This window comes from Candidatus Binataceae bacterium (assembly GCA_035650475.1).
In the GTDB taxonomy this organism is placed as follows: Bacteria; Desulfobacterota; Binatia; order Binatales; family Binataceae; genus JAKAVN01.
The window spans coordinates 95,175-109,841 of record DASRHP010000010.1 but is presented as its reverse complement, the minus strand read 5'-3'; the positions used below and the strand labels follow the sequence as shown (position 1 = coordinate 109,841).

Here is a 14,667-nt window from a genome sequence, read left to right as displayed (position 1 = left end):
TGTCGATTGCGCGCCCGCTCAGGCGCTGGCCGCGGCGGCCTGCCTCGCCTCGTCGGCGGCGGTCGGTCCGGCAACCTTGTAGAGCTTGCGCGCGTTCTCCCACAAGATCTTGCGGCGCACGGTTTCGTCGCAGTCTGAAAGGCCACCCTTGATCCGCGCGTGGACCTCTTCGCCGTAGAGCGAAGTCGGATGCGGGAAGTCGGTCTCGAACAGGATATTATCGGTGCCGATCTTGTCGATCAGTCGGCGCGGCGCGACCTGTTCGAACCAGTAGCAGGCATAGACGTTTCGCGCGAAGTATTCCGAGGGAAGCATCTCGAATTCCGGGTGCTCCTCCGTCACGCTGTTGCCGCGGAATTGGTAGTCCATCGCCTCGAGCACAAACGGGATCCATCCGATGCCGCTTTCGACGGAGACGAATTTGATCTTCGGATAGCGCACCAGCACGCCTGACATCAGAAGGTCGTTGAGCTGGAGGCCGTTGCGCAGAAAGATATCGACCGCCAATTCGGTGAACGCCGCCATCTTGCCGTACGTCGCGACTCGCGGCTTGAGCAAACCTTCGGCCATGTCGCCCGAGCCGATGTGGAAGCTGATCGGCAGATCGAGCTCGCATGCGACTTCCCACAGCGGGTTCCAATGCGGGTCGCCGAGCAGCGGCTGGCCATAATACTGCGGTTCGCCGGTGAACAGAATCCCCTTGTGGCCCATCGCGGCGCAGCGGCGAATCTCCTTCACCGCGGCGGGGACGTCCCAGAACGGCGTGGAGGTAATCGGCAGCAGGCGGCGCGAATCGGCTGATGCCCATTCGGTCTGCCAGTCGTTGTAGATCTGCACGCAGGTGAGCATCAGTTCGGGCTCGCCCAGTTTGAGGAACTGCTGGGCGCCGAACCCGCCGACATTCGGATACATCACCATCGCCCAGATGCCCATCTCGTCCATGTACTTCAGTCGCGCCTTGGCGTCATAGGCGCCCGGATGCATCTGGTCGTAGGTCTTGGGCGGATGCTTGAAGCTGCCGACGCCTGCGGTGGCGGTCATGCCGGCGCTCGCCAGGGTACGGTTCCCCAGCACCCAGCGCTGGGAGCCGTCGGGAAAGGTCTTAATCTGCGGCACGCGATCGCGAATCGAAGCCGGCGCGCGGCTGGTCCACAGGTCGGGGCTTTCGGTCACATGGGTGTCAGCGTCAATTATCGTGTAGCTCACGTTACGCCTCCTTGAGTGCGCTCGTACTACGACGGGTTTTCGATCCCGCTCCAAGCCATGCTTCCACTCTAGCCAAACCGGCCCCTCACTTGTAAACGACCGGCGGATAGTAAGGCCGCTCGCCGAGCGCATCGACGGCGGCGAAAAACTCCGGGCCCGACGCCTTGCCGGGCTCATCCAGCTCAAGGGCCTGGCGGACGTAATGCCATCGCTTGGGGCAAAGCCGCCGGGCCTCTTCAAAGTAGCGGCGCGCATCCGCCGGATGACCGTGCTCGCGGAGATACTGGCCGAGGCGGAAATTGGCCGCGGCGAGCGCGTCGGTTTCCGACATTCCGGCGACCCGTCGACGTATCTCGTCGGGCGCGAGCGCGTACTCGCTGGCGCCGCCCTTTGCGACCCAGTCGCGCAGCGCATCGACGTAGCGCTTGCGCGCCGCCCTTCCCTTTTCGGCAACCTCGGGCGGCATCTGGAACGTGCTCCGATCCATCGAGCGGAAGCCGTCGCTCGCGCCTGCCGGCTCGGCCGGCCGCACGATCCGCGCGCGCTCGTCGATCCAGACTCCCATCGGCACGTTCGTCATGTTGTAGAGTTCGGCGACGACGTGCTTCTCGTCGAGCAAGCACGGATACGTTGGAGGCGCGGCGCGCCGGCACTCCTCGGCGCTCCAGCCCATGATGTCCTGCAACGGAGGCGGGATTTCGATCGGTGCGGCGGGCTTGATCCAGCTGCGCACAGCCGCGACGCCGCCGGTGTCGAATGCTACCGAGACGATGACGAAGTTGCGGTCGCGAAGCTCGTCGTAGATTGCCTGCCAGACCGGCAGGTCGAAGCGGCATCCTCACCACGACGCCCACGAAAGCAGGAGCACTTTGCGGCCGCGATACTGCGAAAGCGAATGCATCCGGCCGTCGAGGTCGGGCAGCGTGAAGTCCGGCGCTTCCAGCGACATCAGCGCGTCGCGCCGCACGGTTGCCGCCTCGCCGAACAGCCACACGCCATTGGCGTCGTCGTGCACGACCGGTTGGGCGAGATGGCGCGCGAAGGCGGCGAGATTGAACCGCCGGTCGGCCGCGAGAAATTCTGCCTCGCGAGGCGGCGGGATTGGCACGCAGCGTTCGCCGCGGCACAACCCCTGCGGTTTAAGCTCCCATCCAGTCGTCGCTCTTAAGTCGTCGAGCGAGAGCCAGAGATTGGCGCCGTCCGCGGACGCGCTACGCGCGTCACGGGGTGCCTCGTCATAGATCACGGTTGCCGGCATCAGGATACTCTCCTTATCGGGGACCGCCGCGTTAACTGCGCGCCATTGTAATCCGGCCGGCGTGCGTAGCGCGAGTGCCATGGCGCTCGCGGCGTCTGATGCTGGCAAATAGCAAAAACACCTACCAGGTGGCCGCGGCGCAAGGGGGCAACCCGTTGCGAGAACCGACCAGCATCGCGCAGCCGCTCAGTTCAGGCGATAGATGCGGGCCGCGGTGTCGTGGACGATCTTGCGGCGCTGCTCCTCGGGCAGAGCGCCGAAGCGCTTGGTCACGATCTCCTGCGAGCGCGGAAAGGTCGCCGCAGTATGCGGATAGTCCGACGACCACATCACGTTGTCCGCGCCATAGCGACCGAGCGAATCGACGAACACCGGATCCGCGATAAAGGTCGCGTAAACCTGGCGCTTGATGTACTCACTGGCGCGCAACGGCAGCTTCATCCCGCCCACCGCGCCGAGGCGGTTTTGCACCGTGTCGAGCCGGTACATGAAATAAGCCATCCAGCCGACGTCGTTCTCGGCCGAAACGATCCGCAGACGCGGGAATTTTTCGAGCACTCCGCCATAGACCAGCACCGAGATCGAGCGCTCAATCTGATGATGGAGATTGGCGAGCGCGAGCAGGAAACCGCGCCCGGCACCGGGACTTGCGCCGGTGCCCTGACGCGCGGTCAGGATGTGCAGCGACAGCGGCATCTCGAGGTCCTGCGCGGCGGCCCAGAAGGGCTCGTAGTCGGGATGGTCGTAGGGGCGTTCTCGCGGCGCCTCCGCCCAGATCATGGCGCCACGCATCCCAAGCTTGGCGATTCGCTGAAGTTCCGCGACCGCGCCCGGGATATCCTCCAGGGTTATGAGGCCGAGCGGAACCAGCCGCTTGAGGTCGTAGGAGCAATACTCGGCCGCCCAATCGTTGAACGCGCGGAAGCAGGCGGCGCGCAGTTCGGCGTCGTCCAGCCCGAACAGCGGCATCCCCATCGAGGTGTAGATGACTTCGGCGGCGACTCCGTCGCGATCCTGATCCTTGATTCGATAGGATGGGTCCCACACGCTCTGGGGCGCCGCCTCGAAGCCTCGTTTGTTATGCTCGGGCAACTCGGCCGACGGCACGCCGGCACCGAAGAAGCCAGCGACGGGCATCGGCGTGATGTTCTCGCAGACGAAGAATTCGCCCTGGCGACCGTTGAGGTTCCTGACCGTGCGCGGCGCGCGATCGCGAAAGCGCCGGTCGATACGCTCGCCCCACATCGCGGGCGGCTCGACGAAGTGCGAATCGGCTGAAATCAGGCGATAGTCCAACATTGGCGGCCCTCCGCATTGGTTCGCGCGCGCAAGCGTCGCGACTGACTTCGGCGGCACACCCCGGCGGCGGTCTCGCCGGCCGTAAAGAAGCCGCCAGTTGCCAATTTGCGACTATTAGCGCTTGCCCGATCTGCGCGCAAACGAGCTGGATCTGGCGGGAAGGCAGACGGCTTGCGCGGATGAGTCCTGCGCTCGATTATCGAATGCAATGACTGAGTTTCTTTTCAACGGGCCGGACGCCGCGCCGCTCACGCTGGTCCTCGCGCACGGCGCGGGCGGCCCGATGGACTCGCCGTTCATGGAGACAATCGCGGGCGGACTCGCGGGTTCCGGAATCCGCGTCGCGCGATTCGAGTTTCCTTACATGCGGCGGCGACGGGAAACCGGCTCCCGCAGCGCGCCCGATTCCGAGCCGGTGCTGATGCAGTCATGGCGCGACGCGATCGCGCAACTCGGCGGCGGCAGGGCTCTCGTGATCGGCGGCAAATCTCTGGGCGGCCGAATCGCAAGCATGATTGCCGATGAAGCGGAAGCGCGCGGACTGGTGTGTCTCGGCTACCCCTTCCATCCGCCGGGCAAGTCCGAGCGGCTGCGCGTGCGCCACCTCGGCCAACTGCGCACGCCTGCGCTGCTCATCCAGGGAACCCGCGATCCGTTCGGACGGCCCGAGGAAGTCGGCAAATACAAACTATCGGTCGCGATCCAGATCGAATGGCTCGAGGATGGCGATCATTCGTTCAAGCCGCGCCCACGCTCGGGCCGCAGCGCAGCCGCGAATCTCGGCACGGCCATCGCGCGTGTCGCGGAATTCGTCAAGGCGCTCCGCCCCGCTTAATTCCTTCGCACGTTGCGGAACGGTCCGGTGTCGAACCGCGGCTCCTTGGGCAGACCGAGCACGCGCTCCGCAATGATGTTGCGCTGAATCTCGTCGGTGCCTCCGGCGATGGAGACCGCGGGCACCGAGACCAGGATCTCGGCGATCACTCCCTCGCGCGGGCTTTCGGGCCCGGTCAACATCGCGGCCGTGCCGGTGATCAGGGTATGGACGCGGGAGCAGGCGCGCGCGACGTGGCTGGCGGCGAGCTTGCCCAGCGAGCCTTCCGGCCCTTGCGGGCGCCCCTGCTGCTGCGCGGCCCGTGCACGGCGGGCGGTCCACTCGGCCGACTTCGCCAGGATCATGAGCCGCGCGATCTGCTGGCGCACGTAGGGATCCGCGTTGGCGCCGGTCTCCTTCGCGCGCTCGAGGACAAGGTCCACGCGGCCGGCGCGTTGCGGATACCATCGGTAGGGCTGATTGGCCTTCTCGGTCTCGGCCCGCTCTTCGGCGTGGACGCGGCCGAGCCGTACCGCGCGCTTGTGTGGCGGCGCCAGCCCGTCGGCGCCGCGCCGCTCGTGCGCGAGCGTCGTCATCGCGACCTTCCATCCTTCGCCGACCCGCCCGACGAGGTTTTCCTTGGGAACCCGAGCGTCGGTGAAGAACACCTGGTTGAAGGACGCATGGCCGTTCATCTGCTTAAGCGGCCGCACCTCGACGCCGGGTTGTTTGACCTCGATGACGAAATACGAGAGCCCCTCGTGCTTGGGCGCGTCCCAATCGGTGCGGGCGAGCAGCATGCCGTAGTCGGCATGATGTGCGCTCGTCGTCCACACCTTCTGCCCGTTGATGATCCAGAAATCACCCTTGAGCTCGGCGCGGGTGGTCGCGCCAGCGAGGTCGGAGCCGCTGCCCGGCTCGCTGAAGAACTGGCACCAGGTATCCTCGCCAGTGAGAATCCGGCGCAGGAACTTGCGCCTTTGCTCATCGGTCCCGTGCTCGAGCAAGGTGGCGGCCGCGAGCAGCCGCACTCCCGATTTCGCAACTCCGACCGCCCCGACACTGGCGAACTCCTCCTCCACCACGCGTGCGAGCGCGTGCGACAGGCCGCGCCCATACCATTCTCTCGGCCACTGCGACATGCCCCACCCGGAATCGGCGAGCCTGCTGCGCCATTCCAGCAGCGACAGGTCCGGGTCCCAGTTCGCCGCCAGCCAGCGGCGCACATCGGCGCGTACCTCGGCCTCGCTGATCTCGCTCATCGCTCAGACCCCCCAGCGGCGCATCAGAAGCTCGCGATGGTAGCTCGGCTGGCCGAGAAAGACCTCGGAGCTCTTGGCGCGCTTGAACCACAGATGCGTATCGTTGTCCCAGGTGAAACCGATGCCGCCGTGAATCTGGATGCATTCGGCCGCGGTGTGCAGGTAGGTTTCCGAGGCCGCGGCCTTGGCCAGGCTGGCGAGCGCGGGCCATTCGGGATCATCGAGCGCGGCGGCCTGGGCGGCGTAATAGGCTGCGGACTTGCCGAGTTCCACGTCGAGCAGCATATCGGCGAGCTTGTGCTTGATCGCCTGGAAGGAGCCAATAGTGCGGCCGAACTGCACCCGCAGCTTCGCATAACTTACCGCCGAGTCGAGCATCGTCTGGGCGCCGCCCATCATCTCGTTGGCGAGCGCGATAGCGGCCTGATCGAGCGTGCGCACGATCGACGCCGCGCCTTCACCGAGTCCGCCCAAAAGGCCCGCGCGCGCGCCGCGAAACTCGACGCGCGCAATCTTGCGCGTGGGATCCATTGATTCCAGGAGCCGCCGCTCCACGCCGCCGGCGTCGGCCGCGAGCGTAAACAGCGCCAGCCCCTCACTGCCCGAGCTCCCCGCCAGGCGAGCGGCAACGACCAGCAGGTCCGCCAGGTGGCCGTCCACGACGTAGCTTTTGGCTCCGTCGATACGGTAACCGCCAGCCTCCCGAGTCGCGACGGTCCTGATGGAATCCGGGTCCCAATTCCCGTCGGGCTCGGTTATCGCCAGCGTCGCCAGCCGCGTGCCGTTGGCGACCGCGGGCAGCAGCTTTGATTTCTGCGCTTCGCTGCCGGCATTCATGATCGCGTTGGCGGCGAGCACGGCGGTCGAGAAGTAGGGCGCGCAGAGCAGCGCGCGGCCCATCTCCTCGGTGACGATGCAAAGCTCCACCATCCCGAACCCCGCACCGCCGTAGGGCTGGGGTACATGGATGCCGGGCAACGCCAGGTCCTGGCTCATCTGCCGCCATACCGCGGGATCGTACCCTTCGGCCGTGGCCATCAGCCGCCGGATTTCGGTCGTCGGAGATCGATCCTTCAGAAATCGCCGCAACGCCGAGCGAAACTGCTCCTGCTCGTCGCTGAAAGCAAACCGGATGCGACGCCTGGGTTCAAGCCGAGCTTCGTCGGTGCTCATCGCTCACAACCGCGCTCGGCAAGATCAACTGCACAGCACTTCGTTCGCGTGCATGGTATCGAGGTATTCCTTGACCTGCTGGATCTTGCCGTCGCGCACCACGAACAGGAAATGGTACTTGTTCTGATAGGTCTTGCCGTTCTTCATCCGCGCGTACGACTCCGCCTCGACCGCGACCCGGTCGCCTTCGGCCGTCACTCCGACCGGAGTGACCCTGAGCGCGCCGTCGATCCTCGCGCCGAGCTCACCGATGAGCTGAGCGAATTGCGCCTTGGTCTTGGTGCCCGACAACGCGAAATTTCCCGCCACCCACCAGGTGGCGGAGTCGGCCAATGCGCCGAGTACGGCCGCGCCGTTACCCACGTTCATGTTCTCGAAGAACCCGAGTACGACCTTCTTGTTATCTTCTGCGCTCATGGTCTGCCTCCTCGGACGAGCGTCCCGAAGCCGCGATGTCGGTTTGAAACTTATCGCCGTCGCGGCCGCGAGCGCAAACAACGAGGTTCGCCGAAGCAATCGGGCGATTCACCCGGTGGCCGTGGGCCTTGGCGTGGCGATTTGACTGGCTGGCGGAGAGGGGGGGATTTGAACCCCCGAAACCCTTTCGAGTTTACACGCTCTCCAGGCGTGCGCCTTAAACCGGGCTCGGCCACCTCTCCGCGCGGAAAGGCCAGTATGCCATGCGTGCAATCGGCCCTGCCACTGGCCCAGCGCGCGGCGGCCGCGTGAGCCCTCCGGCCGCAGCGCTACGGAAAGAACGCAGGCCGCGATTTCCCGCGGATAGGCACGCCGTCGATTTGCGCGGCGCGCGCGCCGGCGCGCGCAAAAAGCATGGCCGCGGAGTCGCTGTAGATCAGCTCCCACCCGGCGCCGCGCTCAATCAGCGCCCGCGCCGGCGCGTCCGGCCGGATCAGGACGAAGTCGTGCGGATAGCCAGCAAGCACTTGCGCCCCGTGCGATCGGTCGAGGAAGAAGTTGAGATAATCCTCGATCACACGGCGCGGATAGACCATGTCGTAGCGGGCATCGATGAAGACCTTCGCGGCCGGCGCCAGGTGGAAGATTACATATTCACCCCAGGCAAAATCACATAGCACGTTGCCTTTGAGCCGGTGCGCGCGCATGAAGGCGACTGCGCCCTGCGGAACGGCGAAGCCTGGGCGCAGCGCGTGCGAGAACAGCCCGGTCCATGCGGCGAGACCCGCCGCGATCGCGCCGATCAGCCACTGGTTGGCCGCATGCGGCAACGGATCCGTACGCTCCCCTGCGGCTGCGCGCCGCCAGCCCCGACGCTCCCCTACGAGCTCGGCGTGACGGCATAACGGCACCGTCGAGGCGATCACGGCCAGAGCGAGGTTGCGCACGGCAACCCACGCGCCGGCGCCCATCAGTGCGGCGACCGCGACCAGCGGCAGGTCGCCGCCGCGCGGCCGCGCGACGAAACACCCTGCCAGCGCGATCAGCGGCGCGAGCGCGAGCGCGAAATTAATTGCGGTGAGCGGCGACTTGCGCCAGTCCTCAGCGATCCTGAACGTAAGCGGCTGCCATTCGCTCACGATCGCACGTGTTATCGGATGGTGGAGCGTGTGAAACACCGTCGCCCAGTTCATGATTCCATATGGATTAACCAGCGTAGCCAGAAGGCACACTGCAAACGCTATACTCAGTCGCCCGGCGCGACGATATCCATCGCCGCTGAACCAATCTTCGACCGCCGTAGCCGCGGTATATACGGCAAGTGCCGCCAGTCCGATGAAGAACCCGCCATGCAGATTCGCCCACAGCCCAAGTAGCGGGACCGCGGGCCACAGCGGCCCGCTCCGCCGATAGCTCTGCCGCGCGAGGATCAGAAGCAGCGCGCTCAGCCCGATGAAGTCGAAGAGCTGGGGCCGAAACTGCATCATCGGCCCCAGCCCTACCGCAGCCGTCGCCAGTACGAGCTGTTGAAGACCGATTGCCGCGCCGGTTTCCGCCGCTGCAATAGCTAGGAGCGTCATCGTCGTCGCCGTGCAGGCCAGCTTCAACAATTTGAGCCCCAGCACGCCGCCCGCGTCGTAGGCGAGCGCGAGGATCACTTCGGATAGCCATTCGTGGTCGTGCCAGGGATGTCCGAATGCGCTGTAGGAATAGATATCGCGCGGCGGCAGACGGCCAAGATGCAGAAAGAGGCGGCCAAAGGCGATATGGCCCCATAGATCCGGATCGGCCCAGCGGCCGGCGTCCGCGGCCACCACGAGAAAGGCGAAGAACGCGGGCGAGCAACGCAACAGCGAAAGCGGACGCGGCGCCGGCGCGGAAGCCGCGCCGAACATCTCATTCGAGGCCTCAGACATGATGCGGCCGCTCGCGGGCTTTGGCCCGCATTCAGGGGAATTGCGCTGCGAGTGCGACGCCGTTTACCGGCAGTCCCGGGATGCGCGCCGCGGGCGAGTTAGCGCGGGCGTAAAGCAGCGCGGCGGAATCACGATAAAGGAGCGTCCAGTCGCCGCGGCGGGCCATCAGCTTCGCTGCGGGCGTATGCGGCCCGATTAGCACAAAGTCGTGGGGATACGAATTGAGCGTCGCATGCGCGCCAGGCCGATCGAAGTAGAATTCGAGATAGTCGCGGATGACGTGCAGGGGATACAGCGTGTCATAGCGGCCGTCGATGAAGACGCGATCGGGTGGGACCGCGTGCCAGATTACGTACTCGCCCCATCCGAAATCGGCGAGCACGTTACCGCTCAGATCATGCGCGCCCATGAAGGCGAGCGCGCCGGCCGGATATGGCTGGTCGGACGCGAGGCGCGTCGAGAAAAGCCCGCCCTGAATAGCAAGTCCAGCACATAGCGCAAGCACTACCCAGTGATTTACTCGAGGGTGCCGCTGCGATTCGAAGCCGCCTCGCCGGCGCTCGAGTACCAGGGTCAGATGGCGTGCGAGCGGGCCGCTGAGGGCGATCACGGCCAGCGCCAGGTTGCGAACCGATACCAGCGCCGCCGCGGCCATCATCGCGGCTACCGCCACTAGCGGCAGGTCATCTCCCCGTGGCTGCGCCACGAACGCCACACCCAGCCCGACCACCATCCCGAAGACTACGAGGTAAAGCAGCACCCCCGAATGCGCCGAATGCCACTGCGAGATCATCGCGTGGAATGAAGGCTGCCAGTCGGTGACGACCGCGCGTGTATATGGATTGCGCAGCGCGTGCGCGACCGTCTCCCACATCCCGACGCCGTACGGATTGAGCAGCGTGGCGGCGGCGGCCGCGGCGGTGAACGAGCCGAGCCGCAGGCCGCGCCGCGCTCCGGCACCCGCGGCAAGATCGCTTATCGCGGCGACGACAGTATAAAGCGCAAGCGCCGCGACGCCGATGAAAAACCCGCCGTGCAAGTTCGCCCACAGCGCAAAGAGCGGGATCACAAACCACAGCGGCGCGTCGCGCCGGTAGTTCTCGCGCGCGAGCAGCGTGAGCAGGCCGGCCAGCATCACGAAGCTGAACATCTGCGGCCGGAACTGCGACTGGAGGATGAGGCCGAGCGCCGCGATCAGCGTCACGAAGAACTGGAGCCGGACGCCGGCGCCGGTTTCGGCCTCGCTCTCGGCCATGAGCACGATCGTCAGCGCGCTGCAGGCGAACTTCCACAGCTTGAGCCCGACCAGGCCGGCGGCGTCGTACACCAGCGCCATTACCACCTCGGCCAGCCATTCATGGTCGCGCCAGAGATGGCCCGCCGCGCTGTACGAGTAGCTGTCGTGGCGGAGCAGCCCATGCGCGGCGATAAAATCGCGGCCGAAGCGGAGATGACCCCACAGGTCGGGATCGGTATGGCGGTTGGAGTCGGCGATGAGCGCGGCGAGCAGGACCATCGCCGGCGAATAGCGCAAAAGCCGCGCGTGCACCGGCGGCGCGGCCGCAGCACAGGGCTCCGCCATCGCGTGGCCGGCGGCGGCCGCGGCCGTCGAAAGCGCCTCCTTCCCCCCGAACCCCATCACCAGGCTCGCCGAGCGGCGGCCGCCGCACCCGTCAACGTCAGGTGGCGGCGGCCTGGCTGGCCCGAGCGCCGCCCAAGTCGAGATCGAACTCCGCGTCCCATTCGTAGGGCAGGTCGATAAGCGTCCCGCCGACCGTTACCCTTTCGAGCGCGCGCATCGCGTCGAGCAGGATCGCCCGTTGGCGCGCGCGGTCGAACGGCTTGCCAAACGTGTTGCCCATTGGGGCATTGACGAACACGGTGCGCGGCGGTTTTACCTGTGCGCTTATGTCGCGGGCGGTGGAAACGACCACGGTGGGAATTCCGGCTTCTTCGAGCACGCGCGCGACCAGACCGACGGTCTGGTGGTCGAGCGGTCAGGCAGGCACCAGGACGGCGGCGTCAACCAGCTCCGCGCGCAGGCGATGCGCCAGCGCGGGCGCGGCCCGGTTGATCACGGCGTCGCGCGTGTAGATGCGCCCCATGAACCCGCTGTAGTGATTGTCGGCGACCGCGCCGACCACGCCCTCGGCCACCAGCTCGCGCAGAGGGTCGATGGGGAAGATGCAGTTGACGTCGCGGTCAGCGTCGCGATGGCTGTAGTAGTCGTCGTTAATCACCAGCATCGCCGGCCGTGTGCCCGACGCGATCGCGTCCACGCGCAGGTCGTTGCGCGCCTGCGGGTTGAACGGCTGGGCGTCGCGATACGACACGCCGCCCGAGGTCAGCAGCGCGACGCGACATTGCGCAAGCGGCTTGCTCAGAGCGGTCAGCGGCGCGTTTTCGTACACCGACCACTTGTAGGGCGGAAAGCCCTGGCTGCGGTAGTGCTCGTTGAGTCGCGTCACGTAGGCAATCGGTTCCATCGCGAACGCCTCCCCTTCCGGAGGCTAGCAGATTCGCGGCCGCGCCGCATTGCGTCGCCGCGCTAGGCGCGCGCGCCCACGCAGATCGCCTCGTTGGGCAGGCTGAGCGAGCCGTCGGCCCGACAGTAGGCCGCGGCCGCCTCCGCGGTGGCGCGCTCGATCTGCGCGCGCACCTCGGGCGTGCAGCGCGAGAGCGTGGCGCGCAGCGGTGCCGAGACGTCGTAGCGGAATTGCATGAACTGATCGACCGAGGCAAATTCGAAAACGACTTCCAGCGGCTCGCTGCGGACTTCGCTGAAACCTGCGCCCTCCAGCGCGCGAGTGAGGATCGAAATGTCGGCGAGCCGGAACGGATCGAGCGCGTCAGGCTGGCGCGGCGGCAGCCCCGCCAGCCTGCGCATCGCGTCAGCACCCAGCGCGATCATCGCCACGCGCTCGGGCGCGGCCCATACCGCGGTGGCGAAGCGCGCGCCGGGCTTGAGTGTGCGACGGACCGCGCGCACGGCCGCGTCGAGGTCGGGCACAAACATCAGACCCCATCGGCAGAGCGCGGCGTCGAAGCTGCGCTCGCCGACGGCGAAGGCTTCAAGGTCGCCCTCGCGGAAATCGACGTTGCCAAGGCCAAGCTCTCTGGCGCGCTCGCGCGCCATCGCAAGCATTCCGGGGGACTGATCGAGCGCGACCACCCGGCCCGACGGGCCCACCCGGCGCGCCGCGGTGACCGCGGGCTCGCCGATACCGGTGGCCAGGTCAATCACGGTCGCGCCCGGACGCACAGCGGCGAGCTCGATCAGACGGTCGCTGACGTGCTGCGCCGAGCGCTCGAAGCTGCTCCACCATCGCCGCCATCCGGCGGCGGCGGAATCCCAGTCGGCGCGCTGCTGCTGCTTGATCTGTTCCCTGGAAGGGCGCTGCTCGCTCATCGTGGTTCCTTTCGCGGTCTTGCTCAATCGCGGCGCAGGGCGCGACGCTGCACGCGGACGCCGCGCAGGCGTGCGACCGGCCGCGGGTAATCCGCGAGCAGCTTTGCAGCTTTGCCCTGCGCAATCCAGTGCTCGTCGATGACCAACACTTCGGCCTTCGCACCGTCGGCGGGGACCGCGGCGTCTGCCGCCGCGCTGTTGCGCAAGTAGTAACGGATCACATTGACCGCGTAGGGCGGAGCGATTGCGATCTTGGCGCCGAGCGTCAGACCGTCGGCCGCCGTGTGCGCGGCCTCACGCCACTGGGCGCCGTGCGGGCGATGGCGATAGCTGTACAGATGGCCGAGCGCGAGCGCGAGGGCGAAAGCAAGCGCACTTGCCCGCGCCGGCGGCGCCGGCAATTCCTGGATGCCAAGCGCGGTGAGGATGAAAAATGGCACGAAGCACCACAGCGCGTAACGCTCGACGAACATTGGCGAGAACGCCCATGAAGCGGCGAGAAGCAACATCGGCGGCAGCCACATCCAGGCAAGGGCGAACGCGACCGCACCGCGCGCACGGCGCCATCTGCGCCACGCGCCCCATCCCGCCAGCGCGCCCATCACCGGAAAGGCGAACGTGCCCGTGCCTTTGTTGAACAACGCGAGCGGCGCCCACCATCGGGGCCGCTCGATCCAGCTCGTTGCGCCGTGCGCGAAGGCGCCGGCGCCGATGCGCAGTGCGGGCGCGGCGACCACCAAAAAGATAGCGATGCCCGCGCCCAATGAGGCGGCAAGCGCAAGCGGGACGCCCAACCGACAGCGATCCGCCGCTGTGCGCGAGCGTGCGGCGCCCACCCGCAAGCGCGTCTCGGGCAGGAAGGGCATACAAAGCCCCTCCGCCGCGACCATGAAGGCGGCAGTGAAATGCGCGCCGATCGCGAGCGCGGTCAGCGTCGCCAGCGCGACCAAATTGAACCGTCCGCCGCGACGCGCCGCGCGCAGGAAGAACCACACCTGCACCGTGACCAGGAGCAGCGCGAGCGCGTACATCCTCAGCTCCTGCGCGTACTTGATCGTCACCAGGTTGCCGGCGAAAAGCATCGCCGCGAGAGCCGCAACCATGTCGGCCGCGCGCGCGAAGCCCGGCTCGTCGAACAGCTCGCGGGCGACAAGGAACACGACAAGAATCGCGAAGGTGTCAAGCGCCGCCGAGAGCGCGCGCATCGCGGCAAGCCCGTTGCCGAAAATTTTCATCCAACCGTGCAGCGCGACTTCCTGGAGCGCGAGCTTGCCCGGATTCAGGATCGCCTGCCTGCGTACGACCGCGGCGACGCTCGGCGCCGCGGCAGCGGCCCAGGTCGCGCCTTCGTCGGCCGACATTTCGCGCGCGCCGAGTCCGGAGAAGCGCAGCGAGGCGCCGAGCGCGAGCGCGGCCAGGAGCAGCCCGGCGGTCACAAGCCGTCCCGACGCAGAGGTCGCGGCGCGCGCCGCGGGTGCGGCGCGCGCGCAGGCGTCCGCCGGTTGCGCAATCGTCATTGGCAAGACGGCCTTGGCTGTCGCTGCCAGGCGCATCCGAAATCGCAGCGGTTCAAAGCGCAGCGGCGCAAGAGCGCGTCTAGAGGCCCTTCTTGAGCTTGGGCGCGGGACGAAAGCCGACGGTGCGCGCGGCCGGAATCGTCATCGCGGTATGCGTGCGCGGATTGAAGCCCGGCCGCGAGCGGCGGCGGCGGACCGAGAAGGTGCCGAAGCCGGGCACCCAGAAGCGCTTGTCCTTGCGGATTGCACGCGCGATCTGGTCGAAGGTCAGCTCGATAGTGCGCGCGACGGTCTTCTTCTCCAAATGCGTCGAGCGTGCGACGGTCTCGATAAGCTCGGCCTTGGTCATCGCCTGTCAGCCTCCCGCGCCGCCTGTTATAGCGCGGGAGCGCGCAA

General features: G+C 66.9%; 14 protein-coding genes and 1 tRNA gene. 1 reads left to right on the top strand and 14 read right to left on the bottom strand.

Annotated elements, in window-relative coordinates; all coding sequences use genetic code 11:
• Window positions 1–18 precede the first annotated feature (18 nt).
• The 3 genes from VFB33_10695 to VFB33_10685 form a co-directional block, all read right to left on the bottom strand.
• On the bottom strand, window positions 19–1,206 hold the full coding sequence (locus VFB33_10695) for an amidohydrolase family protein (GenBank protein HZO82148.1): 1,188 nt from the start codon (window positions 1,204–1,206) through the stop codon (window positions 19–21).
• An 85-nt stretch (window positions 1,207–1,291) separates the two neighbouring features.
• Window positions 1,292–2,464, bottom strand: coding sequence for a redoxin domain-containing protein (locus tag VFB33_10690; protein ID HZO82147.1), 1,173 nt, complete (start codon window positions 2,462–2,464; stop codon window positions 1,292–1,294).
• A 186-nt stretch (window positions 2,465–2,650) separates the two neighbouring features.
• Window positions 2,651–3,763, bottom strand: a complete 1,113-nt coding sequence (locus VFB33_10685; GenBank protein ID HZO82146.1) for an amidohydrolase family protein — start codon at window positions 3,761–3,763, stop codon at window positions 2,651–2,653.
• 208 nt (window positions 3,764–3,971) lie between these two features.
• Between VFB33_10685 and VFB33_10680 the strand changes: the two genes are divergently transcribed.
• Complete coding sequence (locus VFB33_10680) at window positions 3,972–4,598, top strand: alpha/beta family hydrolase (protein ID HZO82145.1); 627 nt, start codon at window positions 3,972–3,974, stop codon at window positions 4,596–4,598.
• On the opposite strand, the gene VFB33_10675 is transcribed toward VFB33_10680, so the two are convergent.
• The 11 genes from VFB33_10675 to VFB33_10625 all read right to left on the bottom strand — a co-directional run bounded on the left by VFB33_10675 (window position 4,595) and on the right by VFB33_10625 (window position 14,620).
• On the bottom strand, window positions 4,595–5,839 hold the full coding sequence (locus tag VFB33_10675; protein ID HZO82144.1) for an acyl-CoA dehydrogenase family protein: 1,245 nt from the start codon (window positions 5,837–5,839) through the stop codon (window positions 4,595–4,597). The two genes, VFB33_10680 and VFB33_10675, sit on opposite strands and share 4 nt — an antisense overlap.
• Window positions 5,840–5,842: 3 nt before the next feature.
• Window positions 5,843–7,012, bottom strand: coding sequence for an acyl-CoA dehydrogenase family protein (locus VFB33_10670; GenBank protein ID HZO82143.1), 1,170 nt, complete (start codon window positions 7,010–7,012; stop codon window positions 5,843–5,845).
• 24 nt (window positions 7,013–7,036) lie between these two features.
• Window positions 7,037–7,429: a nuclear transport factor 2 family protein gene (locus VFB33_10665; GenBank protein HZO82142.1), complete on the bottom strand. Its 393-nt coding sequence runs from the start codon at window positions 7,427–7,429 to the stop codon at window positions 7,037–7,039.
• Between the two features lie 150 nt (window positions 7,430–7,579).
• Window positions 7,580–7,671: transfer RNA gene (locus tag VFB33_10660), tRNA-Ser, on the bottom strand.
• 87 nt (window positions 7,672–7,758) lie between these two features.
• A complete protein-coding gene (locus tag VFB33_10655) occupies window positions 7,759–9,345 on the bottom strand; it encodes a hypothetical protein (protein ID HZO82141.1) in 1,587 nt (528 codons plus the stop codon).
• A 31-nt stretch (window positions 9,346–9,376) separates the two neighbouring features.
• Window positions 9,377–10,984, bottom strand: coding sequence for a hypothetical protein (locus VFB33_10650; protein HZO82140.1), 1,608 nt, complete (start codon window positions 10,982–10,984; stop codon window positions 9,377–9,379).
• 40 nt (window positions 10,985–11,024) lie between these two features.
• Window positions 11,025–11,306, bottom strand: a complete 282-nt coding sequence (locus tag VFB33_10645; GenBank protein HZO82139.1) for a hypothetical protein — start codon at window positions 11,304–11,306, stop codon at window positions 11,025–11,027.
• A gap of 36 nt (window positions 11,307–11,342) precedes the next feature.
• Window positions 11,343–11,831, bottom strand: a complete 489-nt coding sequence (locus tag VFB33_10640) for a glycine/sarcosine/betaine reductase selenoprotein B family protein (protein HZO82138.1) — start codon at window positions 11,829–11,831, stop codon at window positions 11,343–11,345.
• A gap of 62 nt (window positions 11,832–11,893) precedes the next feature.
• Entirely contained in the window at window positions 11,894–12,754 is an 861-nt protein-coding gene (locus tag VFB33_10635; protein HZO82137.1) for a methyltransferase domain-containing protein, read from the bottom strand.
• A 23-nt stretch (window positions 12,755–12,777) separates the two neighbouring features.
• Window positions 12,778–14,271 carry a glycosyltransferase family 39 protein gene (locus VFB33_10630; GenBank protein ID HZO82136.1) on the bottom strand — a complete coding sequence of 498 codons (1,494 nt, stop codon included), beginning with the start codon at window positions 14,269–14,271 and terminating at the stop codon, window positions 12,778–12,780.
• A 79-nt stretch (window positions 14,272–14,350) separates the two neighbouring features.
• Entirely contained in the window at window positions 14,351–14,620 is a 270-nt protein-coding gene (locus tag VFB33_10625; protein ID HZO82135.1) for an HU family DNA-binding protein, read from the bottom strand.
• Window positions 14,621–14,667: the final 47 nt, after the last annotated feature.